Below are 20,760 nucleotides of genomic sequence, written 5' to 3'. Positions count from 1 at the left end.
TTGGCAATCCTTTTTTTCCCAAAAAGTCTGCGTTGGACGTTTATTTCTCGATCAGATGCTTCAGATCCTGTGTCAATCCGTTTAATTGACGGATGCTGTCTACGATATTCTGCACCCGATGCTGCTGCACTTCCGCGCTAGCCAGCACTTCTTGAACGGATGCTGCAGACTCCTCGGTAATCGCTGCAACGGAAGTCATCTCTTCCGCTACCCGCTGCGATGAGATCTGCAATTGTTGATTCATGCGTTGCAAGTGCGACGCCTGCTCCATCACTTCCGCTGTATTCGTGTTGATAACCTCGAACAATTGATTCACGCTATCTGTCGATTTCTTACCGGATTCTACGGCAGTAATGCCAATGGCAACCTTCTCTACGGCCGTCACAACTTTGGCCTGAATGGAACCGAGAATTTCCGAAATATCCGTCGATGCGATGTGTGCATTCTGCGCCAACTTCCGAATTTCGTTTGCTACAACGGAGAAGCCTTTCCCGTGCTCACCTGCACGAGCAGCCTCGATCGAAGCATTCAGCGACAATAGATTCGTCTGGTTCGCAATATCTGCGATCGTGGAAACGATATTCCCGATCTTCACGTTTTCTTCATTCACTTCATTCATGATGTCGGAGGTCTCAGTGACGATGACGGTGATATCATTGATTTTGAGCGACAAATCTTCCATCTGGGTCTTGCCTTCGTTCGTCATTCTCGCTGTATCCCGTGATCTGCTGCTCATCGTATTCGATGCCGCAGTGGTCTGCTCCACAGTCTCATTCACATTCTGAATAGCGGATGTAATATCGTTAATGCTGGACGCTTGTGATTCAATACCAATCGTAATCTCCTGAAAAGCAGCAACGACTTCCTCCGTAATTCTACCTGTTACTGCAGCATTCTCTTGCAGATTTCCACTAGATGTACCCAGTACCTCTGTCGTATTACGAATACCTAACAGCACTTCATCCGTTTTGATCTTTGCGATCTCCGATTGCTTCGCACTTCTGGCAACATTCGTTAACATTCTCCTACCAATCTGACTTTGACCGATGAGTGTCATGATCGTAAGCAGATAAAAAGCATTAACCCCAATCGGATCCACATGTGGCGTTAGCGTCGTTATGTAAACATTCATATTAATCAGCCCTAGCACACCATTGAGCACGAGCGGCTTGTAGTCCATGTATAAAGAAATGAGCGCTAAGCTTAAGTACAAAATAAATAAACCAAACAAAGAGGCACTATGTGACATGAAAAAATAAGAAATCGCACTAAGCCCAACCGCAATTACATACTTCGTATACGGAATAGCAATCTTCTTCCAAGTTAAAATCGTGCATACAATGGCAATCGGTACGCCGACCGAAGAAAGGGTTATCATCATAGATGCAGATGTATACGCAGCCGCGACTCCAAGTGCAAGACACGCCCATAAAAGCTTAACCATTAAGCTATTCCTTCTGTTTAATTCGAGCAGTTGATCCGTCATCGTGACTCCCCCTAAATAACTTTCTACATAATCAGACATTTCTTTACAGCATTCAACAAGTAGCGCGCCAAACCCTCTATTTTCCATGCCAAAATCAGGATAACATTAGAAGTTGACTTCCACCCCTTAGAAAAACTACAATTTGTAGTGTCCTCATTATTTTTCAACAAAGGAACTTATTCAGGGTGGATGATTCCACGATGCAGAAAGGGATTGAAATGATGACCATATTGCTCTATATCGGACTAGCTCTATTCATTGCAGCTATCATTGGTTATGTACTCGCAGCAAGAATAAACAAAGACAACACCTCACGGTTGAAAAAGGCTGAAAAGCAAGCCCTGAAAAAGAAACATAAAACATGGCTCCTTCTCTCACATGCCCTGCTCATTATCGCTCTCGGCAGTGTTGGTACTTCACTCATTCAAAGCTCCGCAGGCAAATACAGCCTAGATAAGCTTAATTTCCATGCCAACATTCAGGTCACAACAGATAAGGATTACGGACGCGATCACAAAGATGGCACCCTGATGTATGAGATGAAAATCCCTACTTCAGGTACGCACAGCCCTCATGATTTGAAATTCGGTTTCTATAAGGAGAGACCTGGGTACGAGATGCTTGTCCACAACTTGGAGCACGGCGATATCATCATCCATTACCATCCCGATGCACCGAAGGAGCTGAAAGATCGACTTGACTACTTGACCCACTTCAAGACGGCTGGTGCTGGTGTTCTCGCAGTTCCGAATGTGGATGTTCCTGCTGATCAAGAGGTCGTGGTTACGGCTTGGACGAAAACAATGTCACTCGCCAAATTCGATGAAGCTAGTGTCGGCACATTCATTCACGACTATATCAACAAAGGTCCTGAACAAATTCCTGCTAACATACGACTTGGCGGCGGAACGATGTAATTATTTACGAATTATTTACGAATCGTTTCACGATCTGAAACGAGTTCGGTTGGCACTAAACCTGTCATTCTTCGGAATACGCGATAGAAATAAGAGGGATCATTATAGCCAATAAACTCGGCGATTTCGGTGACGGTCAGGGCGGAATGGCGCAGCATGTAGACGGCGGTTTTGATCCTGGTGACGTGAACGAATTCGCTGATCGTTTGACCCGTGACTTGACGAAAAAGCGAAGCTGCATAATTCGGCGAGCGGGAGATACAGGTGCCTAACTCGTCCTTGGTGACATGCTCACGATAATGATTCTGGATATACCCTTTCATTTGCTCCACGAGAAGTGCGGTTGCCGAGGTTGTGGCAGCCTGATCCCACTCCCGCTGGAGATACACAAACAGCTCTTGCAGGTGCGCGTCACATAGCGCCATGTAATAGGGCTGTTTGTCTTGCCAGCCGCGATAAATCAAACGCAGCCGATCCGCGATAATGTCGAATTTGCCGGTTAGACGTGTCGTGTGGGATGGCTGTTGGAGCAGTGGAAAGATGTCCTGTGCTGCTTGTGCATCAAATTGCAGCACGAATTTCTCATGGATTTTCGTTGGCACACTTCGGTCATAGAAGGGAGTTTCGCTCGGGATAAGCAGCCATTGCCCTTTCTCTAGCACTTGTTTCTTCTCATTGATCCAGTACACACAGCGGCCGTAGATCACGAATATAAGCGTCCAATCCGGATGCTTATTGGGCTGTTCCTCGTTCCATGTACTGCTTTTGTCATAGTGAAAGCCAGTTAGCTGCATAGAATCACCGCCTCTTTTTATCATACTATATTACATATATCATACTATAGTTCATAGAAAATCGCATGGATAAGGCATATAATGAAGCCAACTAATCTCTTACATTCGAAAGGAAGTCCTTCACAATGCGTAAAACGAAAATCATTTGTACGATGGGTCCTGCTTGTGACTCCGTCGCAACTCTAAAAGAATTAATTGGCGCCGGCATGAGTGTTGCGCGTTTAAATATGGCACATGGCGATTTGGATGAGCACCGCGGTCGTATTCAGCGTGTACGTCAAGCTGCACAAGAAATGGGCGTTATTATCCCGATTCTTATGGATATCAAGGGTCCAGAAATCCGCATCGGTCAATTGAAAGATGCTTCCTATGACTTGCAAACGGGCGATCGCATCGTCTTAACAACTGAACAAATTATCGGCGACTCTAGCCGCGTATCCGTGAACTACCCAGGCTTGCCGCAGGATGTAAAGCCCGGTAATCTTGTATTGATCGACGATGGCTCCATTGAATTGCGTGTTGAAATGATCGACGGCACAGAAGTGACTTGCAGCGTCTTGAACCCTGCTCAGTTGAAGCAGCGCAAAGGTGTTAACTTACCAGGTGTACGCACATCGTTGCCAGGTGTGACAGAGCGCGATGTCATGCACATCAAATTCGGTGTTGAGGAAAATATTTCGATCGTCGCGATGTCCTTCGTTCGTAATGGAAACGATGTTCGTGAGGTTCGCGCGCTTCTTGAGCAGCACGGCGCTGGCTTAACACCGATCATCTCCAAAATCGAGAACGAAGAAGGCATGACGAACTTCGCTTCCATCTTGGAAGCGTCCGATGGCATCATGGTTGCCCGTGGTGACCTTGGGGTTGAAATTCCGACTGAGGAAGTTCCAATTGCACAAAAAGATATGATTCGCGCTTGTAACCTCGCTGGTAAACCAGTTATCACAGCTACGCAAATGCTGGATTCCATGCAGCGCAACCCGCGTCCGACTCGCGCTGAAGTGAGTGACGTGGCCAATGCCGTGCTTGATGGCAGTGACGTTGTGATGCTTTCCGGCGAGACAGCCGCTGGTAAATATCCGATCGAGTCCGTGACGATGATGGCGACCATCGCTGAGCGCGTCGAGCAAACTATGGTGCGCAGCTCCTTGGTTGACGCTCAGCTGCAATCCAACAACGAGATTACCGAAGTGTTGTGCCAAGCGGTTGTATCCTCCGCGAACAAGCTGCATGCTGCGGCGATTCTAACACCGACAGAGACAGGCTTCACGGCGCGGATGATTGCAAAATACCGCCCAGAAGCACCTATCATCGCGGTTACGAACAGCCAGCACGCGATCAGCCAATTGAGCATGGTGCAGGGTGTCATCCCTGTTCTTGGTGAGTTCTGCGAATCCACGGATGCGATGATTCGCTCCGCGATCAGCCAAGCTGAGACGCTTGGTTATGTGAAAAAAGGCGACCTCACCGTCGTCTCCGCAGGTATTCCAGTTGGGAAGTCCGGTACGACCAACCTGTTGAAGGTTGAGCGGGTTTAGGGGCAGTAGTTGGTGCTGAGAAGCCTACTTTCGACGGCTCGGAGTGATTTGGGTGCTCATGCATTGCTGAGACTGCAATAATCGATGGCTCATGTGGGAGTTTCGTTATTTCACACTAGTTGGATTGCTGAGAAGGCTACTTTCGACGGCTCGGAGCGAGTTTGGTGCTCATGCGATGTTGAGACTGCAATAATGAACGGCTCATGTGGGAGTTTCGTTATTTCACACTAGTTGGATTGCTGAGAAGCCTACTTTCGACGGCTCGGAGCGAGTTTGGTGTTCAGACGCTGCTGAGACTGCAATAATCTACGGCTCATGCGGGAGTTTCGTTATTTCACACTAGTTGGATTGCTGAGAAGGCTACTTTCGACGGCTCGGAGTGAGTTTGGTGCTGATGCGCTGCTGAGACTGCAATAACGAACGACTCATGCAGGAGTTTCGTTATTTCAGACTTATTGAATGGTTACTATAGTTAAACTACCTGCGTACCGCAGACATTTAAGCCTCCCCTCCACTTTTGTCCTGTGGAGTGGGAGGTTTTCGCGTCCTACTGGCCAAGATGAAATTTGTTAGAAAGCTAGCTAGAAAAAGGGGTACACTAGAGTAACATTAACTTTCGAGCAACGGAGGACGCATGTGATTATTCGACTTGGATTCGTTTCTACTGCAATGGCGATTTTCAACAACACACCTAGCTCGACATTCACGTACAAGCTATTCTCCGAACGGCCGCGCGAAGAGGCCATGCAGAGAGCCATTGAAATTGGCCGCAAAAACCTCCAAGCGACGCAACGAATTCTCTTTTACAATGCCGCTCACGGCATTCGTTTGTTTCGATTATCGTCCGCACTAATCCCCCTGGCTACACATCCCGATGTGCGGATTGATATTGCCGCGGAGTACGCGGAGGAGCTTCGCAAGCTCGGTGACTTCGCGAAGGCACACGATATTCGCCTCAGCATGCATCCCAATCAATTCACGCTGCTCAACGGAAGCGATAAGGTCGTTGCTGCGGCGATCGAGGACTTGAATTATCATACGGCCATTCTGGATGGTATGGGGCTAGACGAGGCTGCCATCATTAACATCCATGTTGGCGGGGTGTATGGCGATAAGGAGTCCGCGACGCAGAAGCTTTTCGACAATGCGCCGAAGGTGCCCGAGTCTGCGATGCGACGGCTGACGTTCGAGAACGACGATAAAACGTACACATTGGAGGAAACGCTTGCCGTTAGCCAGAAGCTGCAGCGCCCGTGCATGCTGGATTTGCACCACGATTGGTGCAATCCGTCAGCAGTTTCCCCCATCGAGCTACTCCCCCAGATTGCCCAGACATGGGGAGAATTGCCGATGAAGATCCACATTTCCTCGCCCAAGAGCGAGAAGGAATTTCGTTCCCACGCGGATTACATCGAGCCAGAGATGCTTACGGCTTTTCTCAAAAGCTGCAAAGAGATCGATCTCCCCCGCATCGACGTCATGATTGAAGCGAAGGTGAAGGATTTGGCTCTGTTCCGACTTGCGGAACAGCTTGGCAAAATCCGCGGCGTTAAGCGGTTGGAGGGTGGGGTGCTGAGCTGGTGAGTTCGCAGACCGACCTAAATAGGATTACACAAAAAGAACCGATTCTGATGTTCTCAGAAACGGTTCTTTTCCGTCGTATCAAGGGCCGCATTGGCCTTGTGTATATTTTTCACATGGCGCAAAGCATTAATTTCGCCGCCAATAATAATAATGAGCGCTGAGATGTAGAACCAGGTCATCAGCACGATGATCCCGCCAATACTGCCATACGTCGCGCTGTAGTTGGTGAAGCTGTTGACATAAAAGGAGAATGCCAACGACGTTCCTTGCCAACCGATGGCGGCGAATAAGGCGCCTGGCAGCACGCTTTTACACGTTAAACAGGTGTTGGGTGCGATATAGTAAATGCCGATGAATACGGCAAAAATGATGACAAAGTTAATAATCCAGCGAAGATGATTCCACAGCTCAATATGGGCAGACGCCACGTGAACGTGCTCCGCCAACCAATCTCCAATCCAGTGACCGAACACGCTGAGCAGCAGCGCCGAAATGATCACGATTAACATACCTAACGTGAGCATGATAGCTAAAAAGCGAGAGTGAATGAAGCTCTTACGCGCGGGCAATCCGTACGCTTTGTTGACTGCTCGGACAATGGCGTTCATCGCCGCGCTGGCACTCACTAAGGCCAAAATTAATCCGAAGGAGAGTGTGCCGCCTCTTTTGACATTGAGTAGATTACTGAGCGTTTCCTCGAGCCACCCCGCCACAGCACCCGGAATGTACTCCCGAATCAAACCGATGACATCGTCGGAGGAGAACGGCAAGTAGCCGAGCAAACTCATCACGAATAGCAGTAATGGAAAAAGGGAGAGCAGAAAATAGTAAGCGCACTGCGCGGCTAACCCGGTAGCATCATGTTCATTGAACTGCCCCCACAACAATTTCGCGTAAGATTTAACCATACGTCTATTTTTCCTTTCTTACGGCCATTTTTATGGTAGAATAGGTGGTTCAGTCTTGCAAGAAACAATGTTATGAAACAGGTGGTCACATGAATTCCATTCCTATGTATACAACGCCGTTAGGCTATAAACCAACTACAGAGCGACCGATTCCGCATGCCCAAATGGCGCTTCTTACCAATAGCACAAAGCTCGTACCCGATAGTGATTCGGATAGTTATTTCTTCCGCGATTTGGAGGAGCACGGTATTCTGCTCAATGAAGCTCAAATCAAGGCAGTCCGACACTTCAAAGGCCCACTACTCACGCTAGCTGGCGCAGGTTCCGGAAAGACGACGGTGTTGGTATGCCGTGTTGCCTACTTGCTCCGCGTTCATCAGGTACAACCTGCGAATCTGCTGCTTATTACGTTTTCTAAGAAAGCTGCCGAAGAAATGCGCGAACGTCTCACGACGCTGCCAGGTTTGCATGCGAGTATGGCTAATGTGATGCAGGTACGGACGTTTCATGCCTTTTGCCTGCGACTTCTACGAATGAACGGGCTGCAGCAAGAAATTCTGAGTGATGGCCGCTTTCAGCAAATTGTATTCAAGCGGATCATGCTTAGTATGGGCTTGCAGGATACGTATCAGCCTGAGGTGCTTATTTCCCTGCTTTCCTCCTACAAGATGCAGCTCATGGAGGTTGAGGATCTCCCCGAAGGCACGGAAGAAGAACAGGAAGTTAAGAAGATTTTCTTACAGTATGAACAATGGAAAATGGAGCAACAGAAAATCGATTTCGATGATATTTTGATCAAAGCGTACCAACTGCTCCTCCTCAATGCTGAAATTTTGCGCTCTATGCAGCGGAAATTCACATACATCAGCGTCGATGAATTCCAAGATACGAATACGGTTCAGTATGAAATTATTAAAATGATTGCGGCAGCTCATCAGAATCTGATGGTCGTTGGTGACGATGACCAAACGATTTATTCGTTTAATGGGGCGAGAAATGAATTTATTTTGCAATTCCATGAGCAGTACCCTACAGCAACAACCGTAACGCTAGATATCAACTATCGGTCTACATCAAGTATTGTTGGCTTAGGCAATGCGATCATAAAGCATAATGTGCAGCGTAAATCCAAAACACTCCTAGCTACTAAAGAAAGTACCCAAAAACCGCATTATGTGAAACCAGCGAATAGTGATGACGAGGCGGATTGGTTAATCGACGATATTCGGCTTAAAGTCGCTGAGGGTGGTAGCCAGTATGGGGATTTCGCGATTTTGTATCGAACAGCGAGCAACAGTCGGGCTATTATTGAGCAACTCATTCTGCATAACCTCCCTTTCGTGGATTATGGCACCAATGATTCGTTCTACGAGCAGTGGATGGTGAAGCCGATTATTGACCATTTACGGATTGCCCATGAGCGTCGGAATTTCGAAGCCATCGAAGGGGTCCTCCCCTCATTATATATTGGACGAGACCAAGGCATGCGTATTATTCAAGATCAAGAAGCGATTCAGGCTAAAAAGTGGCCTTTAATCCATCTGCTAGGGCTCCCACAGTTAAAGGAATTTCAGAAAGAAAAGCTGAAAGCCCGCATTCGTTTGATCAAATCTCTCGTAGAGATGACGCCACTCGCAGCCATTCAGGCGATTCGCAAAGATTTCTACGATACGTTCCTGGAGACGAATAAGCGCAGCAAGCTTACACAACATCGTGAAATGCTGAAGGAAACGCTGGATGAGCTCGAATCCTCCGCCAAGAGGTTCAACACGGTCGAGCAGTTCCTTTATTTTATCCATGAAGTGGCGGAAAAACGCACGGAAATGCGGATGCAAAGCAAAGAACAATTCGCGGATAAAATCTCGCTGATGACGATTCATAAATCGAAGGGACTCGAGTTCCCGATTGTGTACCTGCTCTGTGCAATTGAAGGCAATATGCCGCATTCCTCGGCACTCGATGCAAGCCATTTGGACGATGTCAAAATGGCAGGCGTTGCGGGGCGCGACAAGGGAACCGCCGCGCTCGAGGAAGAACGGCGACTGGCTTATGTCGCCGTGACAAGGGCGAAGGGCGAGCTGCTGATCAGCTCGCCGGCGTTCTACCGCGGGAAGAAGGCGGAGCCTTCCCGCTTCTTGCTGTCCGCGTTCCCTGGCGCGGACGCAGGCGTTGTGACCAGCCGCAGCAAGCCGGCTGGCGGGTTTACGGCCACTAGCGGAGCCGCGGCCGGTCGTTCCGCAGTCGCTGGCGGAGCCGCGACTGGCGGGCGTTCAGCCACCAGCGGAGCCGTGGCTGGGGCTGCTGCGACCGCGACCGAGCGGGTCGCGGCGTGGTTGTGCAGCGCGGCCGGCTGCAAAGCCTGGTCACGGATTTCTTCGCCGCAGGAGGCACGACTGGCGGCGAAGGCGTGCCCGCTCTGCGGCGCGGGCATGGTCAAGGGCAGCCGCGAGATCGCGCTGGCGCGGCGGTAGCTCTCTTATCATCTTCCTCTTTAGACTCGGATGTTGTAGAAACTACAACGTTATGCTTGGATTTGTGTCATTTCCGGCTAAATGTTGTATCGCATACAACATAGTTCTTGGATTTGTGCCATTTCCGGCAAATTCAAGCATTAATGTTGTAAGGCATACAACATTACCCTGCTACATGAACCTTCAACCTATAAATTGTTGTACAACCTGCAACATTCTCTCTTCATACCAAGAGCAGCCATCCCACAAGGGATGACTGCTCTTTTCTTTCATCTCGACATTTTACACAAACGCATTTACACTAACGCTCTCAACGCCTCCAAAGCTGCCTCATAATCCGGATGGTGACTCATTTCAGTCAAATACTCCACATAGCGAACCGTATCATTCGCATCCACGATGAAGATCGCACGCTGATCTAACTGGATCTCTTTAATAAGCACCCCGTATGCTTGACCGAATGAACGGTTTTTGTAGTCAGATAGGGTGACGACTTTATCAATACCGGCGGCCCCGCAGAAACGGCTTTGTGCAAAAGGCAGATCCACCGAAATCGTCAGAATAACGACGTCGTCGCCAAGTTTGTCGGCTTCCACATTGAAGCGGCGCGTCTGGGCGTCACAAGTCCCTGTATCGACGGAGGGCACAACGGAAATGAGCTTCACTTTGCCCGCATAATCCGCCAGCCTGACTTCGGTCATTAGATCCTTATTCACTTTAAAATCCGGCGCTTGATCCCCGACTTTGATTTCTGGTCCCAGTAAAGTGATTGGATTGCCGCCAAGGGTAGCGATGCCTGTGCGTTCTTGTAGATGTGTCTGTGTCATATCGTAATCCTCCTAAGGGTTATGTGAATGATATATTCATCGTGAATGGTTTTACTACGATTTATGAAATACGGCTTAACTTAAACCGCTGCAATAACAGCTTTCAACTTCTCTTTGCTCTGCAACCCAACCAACTGATCGACCACTTGCCCATCTTTAAAAACAAGTAAGGTTGGGATACTCATCACATTGTATTTTGCAGCGGACTCTGGGTTATCATCGACGTTAATTTTAACGATTTTCGCAGCGTCACCGAGTTCAGCCGAGAGTTCATCTAGGATCGGAGCGATCATTTTACAAGGTCCGCACCATGGCGCCCAGAAATCGACGAGGACGGTACCGGTACCTGTTTCATTGTGAAAAGTAGCATCAGATATATGATTAACGGACATAGCTCATTCCTCCTTGAAGTTCTAGTTCTTGTTCTTGTTCTTGTTCTTGTTCTTGTGAAGCATGCTCCGAAATAAACCGTTCAGCATCAAGCGCGGCCATACAACCGCTGCCTGCTGAAGTAATTGCTTGGCGATAGATGCGATCTTGTACATCGCCGCAAGCGAACACCCCTGGGATCGACGTTTGGGACGTACCTGGAATCACTTGCAAGTAACCTAGTTCATCGGTTGGCAGCTGCCCACCTAAGAAACCGGTATTCGGCGTATGTCCGATCGCTAGAAAAATCCCATCCGCCTCCAATAACTCTTCTTCACCTGTAGCGTTATTGTGGACTTTCAGTCCTGTCACACCCATCGGCCCTGCCACCACTTCAAGTGGTGTACGATTTAAGCTCCAAGCTACTTTGTTGTTGGCGCGAGCGTGATCCTGCATGATTTTCGAAGCTTTGAGATCATCTCTACGATGCACCACACGCACTTCGGAGGCGAATCGAGTTAAGAACTGTGCTTCCTCCATTGCTGTGTCACCGCCGCCGATGACGATGATTTTTTTGTTCCGGAAGAAAAACCCGTCACACGTTGCACAGGTACTTACCCCTTTGCCAATATTTTCAGCTTCGCCAGGTATCCCTAATTTCTTAGCTGTTGCACCTGTTGAAATAATCAGCGAGTCCGCAGTCAATCGCCCGCCATCCTCGAGAAATACGGTAAATGGACGTTTAGAGAAATCAACCTCCGTTACGCGTCCCGATTGAATCGTAGCCCCGAAGCGAAGCGCTTGTTTCCGCATATTATCCATTAACTCAGGTCCTGTGATCCCATCTGGGAAACCTGGAAAATTGTCGACTTCTGTTGTTGTGGTCAGTTGACCACCTGGCTGTATACCCTCAATAACGAGTGGTGAGATGTTCGCTCGTGCTAAGTAAATGGCTGCGGTTAGTCCCGCAGGTCCTGTACCGATAATGATCGCTTTGTGATGCATAGGAATTCCTCCTTTTTATTACCGTAGTGCTGATGCCACGAATTAACGTTGCGCACAATTTAATTTGTAACAAACCTTATGAGAGAATCATATCAATCACCATCAACTTTGTCAACAATTAAATTGCACACAATTAAATATGGCAGTCCAATTATGTATTAAGCTCGCATTCAGCTTCCACTCATACTTCCTTCAGCTTGGTCAGGCATAATGGGTTTCAGAACGAGAACGACACCAACAGTCACATCACGAGAGGAAGTATATACATGAATTCAAAAAATAATCGCACTTGGATATGGACATCATCCGCCCTTTTGGTCATCTTGATCGCTTATGCTTCGGTTTTCCCACCCGTTTCTAAAAATAATGATGAGAAAGCTGTTGCCAAGGTCAATGGAGTTGAAATCAGTACGACGAAGCTGTATAACGCGTTGGTAGCCAGTGGCGGAGCACAAACGTTAGACTCGATGATCACGGAAGAGCTTATTAGCCAAGAGAGTAAGAAAGCGGGAATCCAGATCACGGATGCCGATGTGACGAACGAGATTCAAACGATTAAAGCTACGTATGGCTCTGAAGATGAATTCAACCAAGCGCTTGCCAACTACGGCATGACTCTAGATGATTTGAAGAAAAACATGCAATCGCAAGTAACGTTGAAAAAGATTTTGGAGCCACAAGTTACAGTCACTGACGATGAAATCAAAAAATATTATGATGAAAATTTAGAATCCTTAAAAGTACCTGCACAAGTGAAAGCTTCTCATATCTCTGTAGCGACGGAAGCTGAGGCCAATGCCATTATAGCGAAGTTGAAAAGCGGCGGGGATTTCGCCACACTTGCGAAGGAAAGTTCCACGGATGCAGCTACCAAGGATAAAGGCGGAGATCTAGGCTATATCTCTGCAGGACAAGGAGATCCAGCGTTTGAAGCCGCGGCATTTGCTTTGGAAACAGGCGGTCTTAGCGCTGCGGTACAAACAGCAACAGGTTACGATGTTATTAAAGTAACGGATCATAAAGCTGCTTCAACACCAACGCTTGCAGACAAAACCGCTACAATTAAACAGTCGTTAGTCGATCAAAAGATCTCAACGCTTTCCCAAACCTGGTTGGAACAAAAGAAATCCGAAGCAAAAATTGAAAATAATCTTGCCAATTTGACTAAGACAACCTAGTTCTAGCTTAGTGAGACGTATGTAAATTCGGGCCAGTATCCGACGGGACTGATGGCGTCGGACTGACCTAAACCAAAACCCCCTTAGCTACAGCAGCTAAGGGGGTTTTCCTATCCTTTTACGGGGTGTGAAGCTTCATCTCGTCTAAGCTTTTGAACTGGTAGCCCTGCGCCCGCGCAGCATCAATAATTTTTCCCAGCGCTTCCGTATTGTCGCTGGATACCGAATGCAACAGAATCACAGCACCTGGATGCAGCTGGGCCATCACATTTTTGTAGGCATACTCCCAGCCCTTCTGATGCTTGGGTTCCCAGTCACGATACGCAACGGACCAGAACACATTCGTGTAGTTCAGCTCTTGGCTAACAGCCAGTGAGCGGTCATTGAAAATGCCCCGCGGCGCGCGTAGATAGTGCATTTCCTTTTGCCCCGTCACCGCTGCGACTTCTTCTTTCACTTGGTTCAGCTCTTTCTGAATGCGCTCCGCTGGAATCTGGCTCATATCGGGATGGCTCCATGAATGGTTGCCGATCAGATGCCCCTCGGCTGCCATGCGCTTCAACAGCTCTGGTTCTGTCCGAATATAGTGGCCAGTCACGAAAAATATAGCCGGCACTTGTTTCTCTTTAAGCACATCCAGAATTCGACCTGTGTAGCCTTGTTCATACCCATTATCGAAGGTTAAGTACAATTCCTTTTGTGATTGATCGCCTGTAAAAACAGCGCCGCGCTGCTTCAAGAGGCTCTTGAATCCCTCTTCATCAATCGATGGCGGTTGGCCGTTGACACTCTTTTTGAAACCAAAATGATAGGTTCCATCCGCTGAGACCATGGTCATCTGCCCCGCCATAATAGCTAGGGAAAATAGGAGAATGCGCAAGATTTTCATATGGATGTCATGCACTCCTTGCCTTGTGTGATGAGTTGTGGCGAGATACTGCCAACAGGAACTGTTACTAATATGCCACACCACGGCAGGAGATTATGTGTAAATCCTTAATCAATTACTTTCCCGAACGCTTCGACGATGTCTGCTCTAAAAGAAAAATTAGTAAGCTTTTGAATCTCAGCATATGCCTCCTGTTTCGAGGTTTCCTGCCTATAGGAACGAGGTGCTGTCATTGCGAGATACATTTCTACAATACCAAGCATCTGCGAAAGGATTGGAATTTGAGCTCCTTCTAGGCGAAATGGATAACCGGTGCCATCTATTTTTTCATGATGATACAAGAATACCCTCTCTACTCCCTGGAAATCCGGAATACCTTCGCACAGTTCCCTCGCCATATAGCAATGCTCCTGTACAACTTCGTACTCAAATTCCGATAATTTACCTTCTTTTTCAAACATATAATCCGGCAATTTCACCCTGCTCACAAAATGCATGAGTGAAAGTAAATCAATCTCCCACTCCTGTACACTTAGACCGCCATAGGCATGAACCAGTTTCTTCAGCAACGTACTCATTTCACCAATTTCTTTGCGTGAGGTCTGCGTTTTCCGTTCTCCTACCGAGATAAAGGATTGGAGCATATTAATCACCTGCTGCTTCTGTTTCTGAAAAGCGGAGGCTTCTGCATCGCGTTTATATTGAAACATGGTGGTTTGAATAATAACACCTAGAATGATACAACCAAGCGCATAAACACCTTTCGTTGTCGCCATGATAATAGATGAAGTATCGCCATATGACGTAAAGCTTGGGCCCAATATTTGAAAACTAATAAAGTAAACCAAGAATAAGAGCGTGCCATACATGTAAATCCTGAATTCAACCAACAAACTGAGCATAACTGGAAAAAAAATAAGCGCCACCCACATTTGTTGCAACGCTAACGGATTATATAAAGTGGTTATAACGATAACCAGAAATATTAAAGCGGGAGCAATCATCTTCGAGTACCGGTTGTGTTCGGGCATCAGGTGCTGCAAGCCATACATCGCCCATCCAAATACGGCGGCTGTTGCCGATCCCATCATATACAAGTGAGACTCTGTATTTCGACTAATCAACCAATAGCCTAAACCGCTCAATGTGCATAATGTAGCCATGCTGCCAATGATAAACATGCATAGCTGATGAATGGGTTGCTTACTTAATCGCTGCATCATGTTCATAGCAAATTCTCCCTCGTCCAGTAGAGCTTATTCTCCTTAGGTTGAAACATGGAAGTCCCCTTCATCACTTCTTGAATTGTAGAAAGAATGGTCTCCGGACTTGTATCTTTCATCAAATATCCATCCACTCCCGCTTTACATGCACGATAAATATCTTCACTTTCGTCGAATGCGGTTAAAATAATAATTTTTATATTCGGTAATCTCTCCTTTAATATTCGGACACCCTCGATGATGCATTGCCCCGGCATTTTGAGATCTGTAAGAAGTAAATCGGGCACAAGGGCCAGCGATTGTGATACGGCTTCATTGCCGTCGGATGCCTCTCCCGCTACGATGTACAAGCCACAACTGTCAAGTAACATGTGCAGTCCTGCCCTAATCAATTGCCGATCATCGGCTATGACAACTTTATACATATGCCATACTCCTCTCACGTGGAATATAAGCCGTAATCGTAGTACCTTTACCAGGTTCCGAGTGGAAGGATATCGCGCCATTCAAGGATTTGATACGACTTTCCATGCCTCCCAATCCGTAACGCCCCCCTGGATTCCCTTTAGATAACGTCATTCCTATCCCATCATCCCTAATTGTGACTGCCCACTGTACACTTGTAACCTCAATCTGCACATAAATATGCTTGGCTTGCGCATGCTTGATGACGTTATTCGCCGCTTCTTCAACCAAATGATAAATCGCTTCCTCGATTTGCAGCTGCTCATGTGCTATCCAACCTATCTTCTCAAAAGTCGGTTTTACTTCGGTGCGTTCTGTCACTCGTTGCAGCAGCTTCTCTATCGCATGATGAAGATTAATTTTCCTTTTCTCATCCTTCAGCTCGATAATGAACTGCCTGATATCGCGGTGACTTTCTTTGACTTTCTTCTCAACCTCTATAACAAAAGGAAGTGTTTGCTCACGTGTATCTGCCGGGAGGGATTGTTTCAATTGAAACAGCTGGATAGAGATAAAGAATAGCTCCTGTGCGATACCATCATGAATATTTTGCGCGATGCTATCCCGTTCTTTCGCAACGGCTGTCTCTGCTGCGTGCGCCAATTCCCCTTTGACAAATTGATCCGCTTCCAATCGGATAAGAATAAAGTGAATATACAGTTTATGTAGAACAGTCAATTCGTCCTTATCCGCTTGCACAAGTAACCAGCCGTAGATAGTTCCCTGACGATCCTTCAGCGTTTCAATATAAAATTTCAAAACCTCACCTGTCGGCGAAGGCACGTCCGCATACACCTTGAAAGAATACGGTCTATTTTGTATCAAATAATTCGTATAGTACGTCTGTCTCCAGCTTTGAGGCTTTTCTGAATCACTTACACTAGCCAAGCACAGAATGACTTCGCGATCATCCAACACCTTCTTCAGCACACCTTCCGAATAAGGGATGATGCCCTGCATCTTAGCTGAAGCGGTATAAGAACTAGATGCATAGACCATCATGAGCTTCCTGTATTCTTGGCGAATTACCTTAATTCCGTAATGGGTCAGGCCCATACTAAGTAAGAAGATGAGTACGACAATAAAATAATTAAAATGCTTAATCATATACCCATACCTGGACAATGAAACTGCACTGGAAAACAGCAGGGGAACAAGCAGCGAATACAATAGTATGATGGAATAATATGCGTTCCACGTTACAAACCTTTTGAATGTAATCAAACCAACGAAGCTGTAAATCAGAATCGGGCTCGAAAGCCCCCCCGTTTGGCTAATTAAATACATACTAAAACATACATCTATTATTGCTGTTAGCAGTCTTATCTTTTTAGAGTTTCTAATTTGAGCAAAACTATATATGGTTTGGAAAAGTACAGCCGTCAACACTAACTCCGGTGTAACTGGATTATGTTTGGCATACATGAAGAGCCCGATCAGCAGCAACGCCCATCTGAAGGCAAGGAATACATATAAGCCCGTTTTTCTTTGCAAAAACATGTCTAACTTCTCCTAAGCTTAATGTAATCTTAATGGTAATTTGGAAGAATGTGTTATATAATAATGAATTATTTAGTCTTAAAGTCCTAGTAGTTTAGAACTATACAACTATAACATAAATTCGCTTTATATAGGAGGTTAACCGCTTGACTAACATCATCATCCTCGATGATCATCCACTTGTTCGCCAAGGTATTCGTACAATCGTGTCATCCAGCCCACTCATACATGTTCTAGGAGAAGCCGCCAGCACCAGAGAAGCACTACTTCTGTTAGAACAATTTACCCCGGATATCATCCTTGTTGATTTGAATTTAGGGAGCGACAATGGTTTGGACGCGATTCAAGCAGTCCGCCGTGCGGGACATACCTGCAAATTCATGATACTAACCTCATCCATCACACGAAGTGAACTACAGCTAGCCCAATCCCAACAAATCGAGGGGATCTGCTTAAAAGAGGCTTTTCCGGAAGATCTCTTATACGCAATCGAGGTCGTTTCTCGTGGACGTAAATACTACGATCCTGATTTAATGAGCTCTCTGTTGGAGGATACTTCAGCGGATCAAGAAAACATACTTTCCGAGCTGACTCCCAAAGAACTGGAGGTTCTGCTTGCCCTAGGCAAAGGATATTCGAATAAAGAAATCGCCACCGCGCTATTTATCACAGAATTCACGGTTAAGAAACATGTGAGTCAAGTCTTGGCTAAGCTTGATTTATCGGATCGTACACAAGCTGCCTTATACGCTCTCTCCAAGGGATTAGTTCAGTTTGAACTTCAGCGTTAACACAAGAAAGATCCGTCGGGATACCCCGCCGGATCTTTCTTGTCACTTCAAGTTAAGTGGCTTAGAAATACGATGCATAGGCAATAAGGAAATGGCCGCATAGCCTTTCACATCTTTCAATTGAACCTGACCTAAGGAAGGATCTCGACTATCCTTACTCTCTCCCAAATTCCGATTGTCTCCAACAACAAACAAATGCCCATTTTCCACAATTATCTCTCCCATATCTTCCGACTTCCCTACCGTATACAACTCAGGCAGTGGACTGCCATTAACATATATGATGCCATTAGCAATAAGTACATGGTCGCCTGGAACGCCGATTACGCGTTTAATAATGGAAAATCCTAGCCGCTGATCCTTAATAACCACTACATCTCCGTATTCGGGTAATGAAAAGAAAAGCGGAATTTTATTCATGAGCAAGATGTTACCATTCTGTAAGGAAGGATTCATTGAATTTCCTGAAACCTTAGTAAGCCCGATCATATTATTTATTAGAATAAAGGCAAGTCCTAGGAGTAAGACAAATCGGATCCATCCCCACACTTCACTTTTCTTCTTACTAGTTGCCGGTATAGCTGACACGACTTCTTCCATACTTCTATTCACCTCTATGACTAAATTCTGTTGTCGTTAATTGTTGTAGGTAACTTCAGTCACAGTAGTAGGTGTTGGCTGTTGTCCATACACATCTCCAGTAACTGTAGACGGTTGTTGTGGCGGCACAGTTTGCACAATAGGCGCTGTGGGTACAAAGGTAAGTGTTGGCGGTACATAACTACCAACTAACTCATCCATTCCTACCTGTGCGCTATCTACAATTGCTTGAAGCTTGCTTAAAATTTGCTCTCGGTCCTGCACCGATTGGAAATCCACTTTGGCTAGCAAGCTTTGGGCATACCGGCCTAGCGTTTCCAAGCGCAACCGCTTCTGTTCCTCCGTAAAAGCATCTAAACTTTTAGCCGACGTTTCGAGTCGAAGCTGCAATTCTTTCTTCAACAATTCCTTTTGCTTTTCCGTCTCGGATTGTATGGAAACATCCAAGCTTTGCATAACTTGCCCTGTTTTCTTCGCAAACCACGAAGTCATAGAGCCAGCAAGATCCGTATCGGCGTAGGAAATCCCGGCTGAGGCCGTAATGATAACCGTTAAAGAAACAATTCCAGCAACGACTTTTCGCTTCGATCTTATCTGTTTTTGCTCGTTATTGTGCTTCATATTGCAGCTCCTTCTGATTCATTAAGAGAAGCCGGAGATCCACAAAGGTGAACCCCCAGCTATTTGACTAGTTAATGCTTTTCACAATGTTTTCCAAGTCACTTAAAGCTTTTGTTTCAAGCACATCCGCACGGTCTGCAATTCTTCCTTGAGCTGCTGTTTGAAGCTGAGTTGTCAGCTCTGTAAGCTTAGTTTGAAGTGCACCAATTTTCGTATCAAGATTCGCTTTTACTTCTGTAGTAGCGGTAGCTTTTTCTGTAGCCAATAGCGCTTCCAAGGCTGCTTTTGTTTCAAGAATTTTCCCAGTCAATGCTGCAACTGCTGCATCGCTCGTCGTTTTAGCGCCATCATTTAATCTATTTGTGTAGACACCTTCATGGTTTTTTACACCATTCGTAATTTCGATTGTGTCTGCGATCCCTATTGCTACTAGGCTGCCATTCGTTACTGCGTTAGTTGTATTTACTAGAGCATCGTACTCAGCGCCAATACTGCCGGTAATGCTTGCTTTTTTATCTGAAATTTGGTTCAAATATGCCGAATTTTGTGTATTGATCGCACTGTTAACGCCAGCTAATTCTGCTTCACCTGTTGTTTTAATGTTCACACGCGCTGCATTTAACCCGCTATCAACATTATCATCTAGCGCTTTTGCTTTCGTAGCGTAATACGATCCGAAATCGCCAGCAATTGCTAATTTAGCTGCTGTAGTAGCCGAATTGTACCAACCTTGAAGCTGTGCGCCTGCATCCGTTGCTGCAAATGCTGTTCCCATACCCGCTACTAAACCTGTTGCAATAACACCAATCGCTAATTTACTTTTCAATGCTTTCATTTCTCATCAATCTCCCTTTGAATTAGTATATTTGTTCATTGCGCTCACCTGAAAGTGAACCCATTTACTCACTCTGACTGACTAGTCACCTAGTTCCGCTGTTAATCCTTGAATCGTTTCATCCGCCCATTGCTCGATATCACTGCTCATTTGCTTGGTTGAAGCATCGATATAGGTATCGAATTCAGCCATACTAGACTTGCTAAGCGATGCCGCTGAGCGATCTAATTGATCTGAATAGGATTGCTGTATAGCATCCATGCTGCGTGCAAGTGTGTAACTTGCATCTTCTGTCACCTTCTCCAAATGAACACGAACACTTGCAACTGACTTCTCATTGGATTCATCCAATGCTTGACTAGCCGTGACCATATCTTGTTGAAGTTGACGATCAATCGCTTGTTGATTGATACTTAACTGCGACTTAAACCACATCTGCAGTGGTGCACTAGCCTCTGAATACGCATAGGCCGTTCCCATAACTAGGGAAGTCGATAGGCTCAATGAGACGATTATCACTTTACATTTCAATAGTTTCATTGATACTACCTGACCTCCTTCGTCGCTGCGTTTACTTGCTTACATACATATTGTATCTTCTTATCCGAAATGTGACCTCGCTCTAAAGAGTAGTTTATTACTGCTACCTTTGTGGGAGCCGATGGTATACTTTCGTGCCATAGTCATTGAATCCCAACATTATATTTCGTCATATCCGAATTCTGTGATATCCCCCCATTCCACTTGGCTTTCATCTGA

At 46.3% G+C, this 20,760-nt stretch carries 20 protein-coding genes; 6 read left to right on the top strand and 14 right to left on the bottom strand.

Features of this window, described 5'->3' with window-relative positions; genetic code table 11:
* Positions 1-40 precede the first annotated feature (40 nt).
* A complete protein-coding gene (locus L6I86_RS13840) occupies positions 41-1,486 on the bottom strand; it encodes a methyl-accepting chemotaxis protein (protein WP_236287912.1) in 1,446 nt (481 codons plus the stop codon).
* A gap of 200 nt (positions 1,487-1,686) precedes the next feature.
* Here L6I86_RS13840 and L6I86_RS13835 point away from each other — a divergent pair, with 200 nt between their 5' ends.
* A complete protein-coding gene (locus L6I86_RS13835; RefSeq protein WP_056611008.1) occupies positions 1,687-2,403 on the top strand; it encodes a DUF3105 domain-containing protein in 717 nt (238 codons plus the stop codon).
* 11 nt (positions 2,404-2,414) lie between these two features.
* Here the strand turns inward: L6I86_RS13835 and L6I86_RS13830 are convergent, their stop codons facing one another.
* Complete coding sequence (locus tag L6I86_RS13830; RefSeq protein ID WP_236287911.1) at positions 2,415-3,197, bottom strand: helix-turn-helix transcriptional regulator; 783 nt, start codon at positions 3,195-3,197, stop codon at positions 2,415-2,417.
* Positions 3,198-3,322: 125 nt separating this feature from the next.
* Here L6I86_RS13830 and pyk point away from each other — a divergent pair, with 125 nt between their 5' ends.
* Positions 3,323-4,735 carry a pyruvate kinase gene (gene pyk / locus L6I86_RS13825; RefSeq protein ID WP_236287909.1) on the top strand — a complete coding sequence of 471 codons (1,413 nt, stop codon included), beginning with the start codon at positions 3,323-3,325 and terminating at the stop codon, positions 4,733-4,735.
* 636 nt (positions 4,736-5,371) lie between these two features.
* Complete coding sequence (gene uvsE, locus L6I86_RS13820; RefSeq protein ID WP_236287908.1) at positions 5,372-6,319, top strand: UV DNA damage repair endonuclease UvsE; 948 nt, start codon at positions 5,372-5,374, stop codon at positions 6,317-6,319.
* A gap of 53 nt (positions 6,320-6,372) precedes the next feature.
* On the opposite strand, the gene L6I86_RS13815 is transcribed toward uvsE, so the two are convergent.
* On the bottom strand, positions 6,373-7,227 hold the full coding sequence (locus L6I86_RS13815; RefSeq protein ID WP_056611019.1) for a YihY/virulence factor BrkB family protein: 855 nt from the start codon (positions 7,225-7,227) through the stop codon (positions 6,373-6,375).
* Positions 7,228-7,316: 89 nt separating this feature from the next.
* Between L6I86_RS13815 and L6I86_RS13810 the strand changes: the two genes are divergently transcribed.
* Entirely contained in the window at positions 7,317-9,698 is a 2,382-nt protein-coding gene (locus L6I86_RS13810) for a UvrD-helicase domain-containing protein (RefSeq protein ID WP_236287906.1), read from the top strand.
* Between the two features lie 296 nt (positions 9,699-9,994).
* Here the strand turns inward: L6I86_RS13810 and tpx are convergent, their stop codons facing one another.
* The 3 genes from tpx to trxB all read right to left on the bottom strand — a co-directional run bounded on the left by tpx (position 9,995) and on the right by trxB (position 11,899).
* Positions 9,995-10,525 carry a thiol peroxidase gene (tpx, locus tag L6I86_RS13805; protein WP_236287904.1) on the bottom strand — a complete coding sequence of 177 codons (531 nt, stop codon included), beginning with the start codon at positions 10,523-10,525 and terminating at the stop codon, positions 9,995-9,997.
* Positions 10,526-10,605: 80 nt separating this feature from the next.
* On the bottom strand, positions 10,606-10,917 hold the full coding sequence (gene trxA, locus L6I86_RS13800) for a thioredoxin (RefSeq protein ID WP_236287902.1): 312 nt from the start codon (positions 10,915-10,917) through the stop codon (positions 10,606-10,608).
* On the bottom strand, positions 10,907-11,899 hold the full coding sequence (trxB, locus tag L6I86_RS13795) for a thioredoxin-disulfide reductase (protein WP_236287900.1): 993 nt from the start codon (positions 11,897-11,899) through the stop codon (positions 10,907-10,909). The genes trxA and trxB overlap by 11 nt, the downstream gene beginning before the upstream one ends.
* Positions 11,900-12,165: 266 nt before the next feature.
* Between trxB and L6I86_RS13790 the strand changes: the two genes are divergently transcribed.
* Positions 12,166-13,077: a peptidyl-prolyl cis-trans isomerase gene (locus tag L6I86_RS13790; protein ID WP_236287898.1), complete on the top strand. Its 912-nt coding sequence runs from the start codon at positions 12,166-12,168 to the stop codon at positions 13,075-13,077.
* A gap of 118 nt (positions 13,078-13,195) precedes the next feature.
* Here the strand turns inward: L6I86_RS13790 and pdaA are convergent, their stop codons facing one another.
* The 4 genes from pdaA to L6I86_RS13770 all read right to left on the bottom strand — a co-directional run bounded on the left by pdaA (position 13,196) and on the right by L6I86_RS13770 (position 17,154).
* Complete coding sequence (gene pdaA, locus L6I86_RS13785; RefSeq protein ID WP_236287896.1) at positions 13,196-13,966, bottom strand: delta-lactam-biosynthetic de-N-acetylase; 771 nt, start codon at positions 13,964-13,966, stop codon at positions 13,196-13,198.
* Positions 13,967-14,073: 107 nt separating this feature from the next.
* Entirely contained in the window at positions 14,074-15,195 is a 1,122-nt protein-coding gene (locus L6I86_RS13780) for an HD-GYP domain-containing protein (RefSeq protein WP_236287894.1), read from the bottom strand.
* Positions 15,192-15,614, bottom strand: coding sequence for a response regulator (locus tag L6I86_RS13775; RefSeq protein ID WP_236287892.1), 423 nt, complete (start codon positions 15,612-15,614; stop codon positions 15,192-15,194). The genes L6I86_RS13780 and L6I86_RS13775 overlap by 4 nt, the downstream gene beginning before the upstream one ends.
* Positions 15,607-17,154, bottom strand: a complete 1,548-nt coding sequence (locus L6I86_RS13770; RefSeq protein WP_236287890.1) for a sensor histidine kinase — start codon at positions 17,152-17,154, stop codon at positions 15,607-15,609. The genes L6I86_RS13775 and L6I86_RS13770 overlap by 8 nt, the downstream gene beginning before the upstream one ends.
* Positions 17,155-17,300: 146 nt before the next feature.
* Here L6I86_RS13770 and L6I86_RS13765 point away from each other — a divergent pair, with 146 nt between their 5' ends.
* The gene (locus L6I86_RS13765; protein ID WP_236287888.1) at positions 17,301-17,945 is read left to right on the top strand and encodes a response regulator; all 645 of its coding nucleotides are present in this window, start codon (positions 17,301-17,303) and stop codon (positions 17,943-17,945) included.
* Between the two features lie 42 nt (positions 17,946-17,987).
* Here the strand turns inward: L6I86_RS13765 and lepB are convergent, their stop codons facing one another.
* From lepB to L6I86_RS13745, 4 genes are all read right to left on the bottom strand, one after another.
* The gene (gene lepB, locus L6I86_RS13760) at positions 17,988-18,545 is read right to left on the bottom strand and encodes a signal peptidase I (RefSeq protein WP_236287886.1); all 558 of its coding nucleotides are present in this window, start codon (positions 18,543-18,545) and stop codon (positions 17,988-17,990) included.
* A 36-nt stretch (positions 18,546-18,581) separates the two neighbouring features.
* A complete protein-coding gene (locus L6I86_RS13755; protein ID WP_236287884.1) occupies positions 18,582-19,166 on the bottom strand; it encodes a hypothetical protein in 585 nt (194 codons plus the stop codon).
* A gap of 67 nt (positions 19,167-19,233) precedes the next feature.
* Complete coding sequence (locus L6I86_RS13750; RefSeq protein ID WP_236287882.1) at positions 19,234-20,001, bottom strand: hypothetical protein; 768 nt, start codon at positions 19,999-20,001, stop codon at positions 19,234-19,236.
* A gap of 81 nt (positions 20,002-20,082) precedes the next feature.
* Positions 20,083-20,541: a hypothetical protein gene (locus L6I86_RS13745; protein ID WP_236287880.1), complete on the bottom strand. Its 459-nt coding sequence runs from the start codon at positions 20,539-20,541 to the stop codon at positions 20,083-20,085.
* Positions 20,542-20,760 lie beyond the last annotated feature (219 nt).

This window comes from Paenibacillus allorhizoplanae, assembly GCF_927798215.1.
In the GTDB taxonomy this organism is placed as follows: Bacteria; Bacillota; Bacilli; order Paenibacillales; family NBRC-103111; genus Paenibacillus_E; species Paenibacillus_E allorhizoplanae.
The sequence above is the reverse complement of the archived record's forward strand: the minus strand, read 5'-3'. Positions and strand labels throughout refer to the sequence as shown.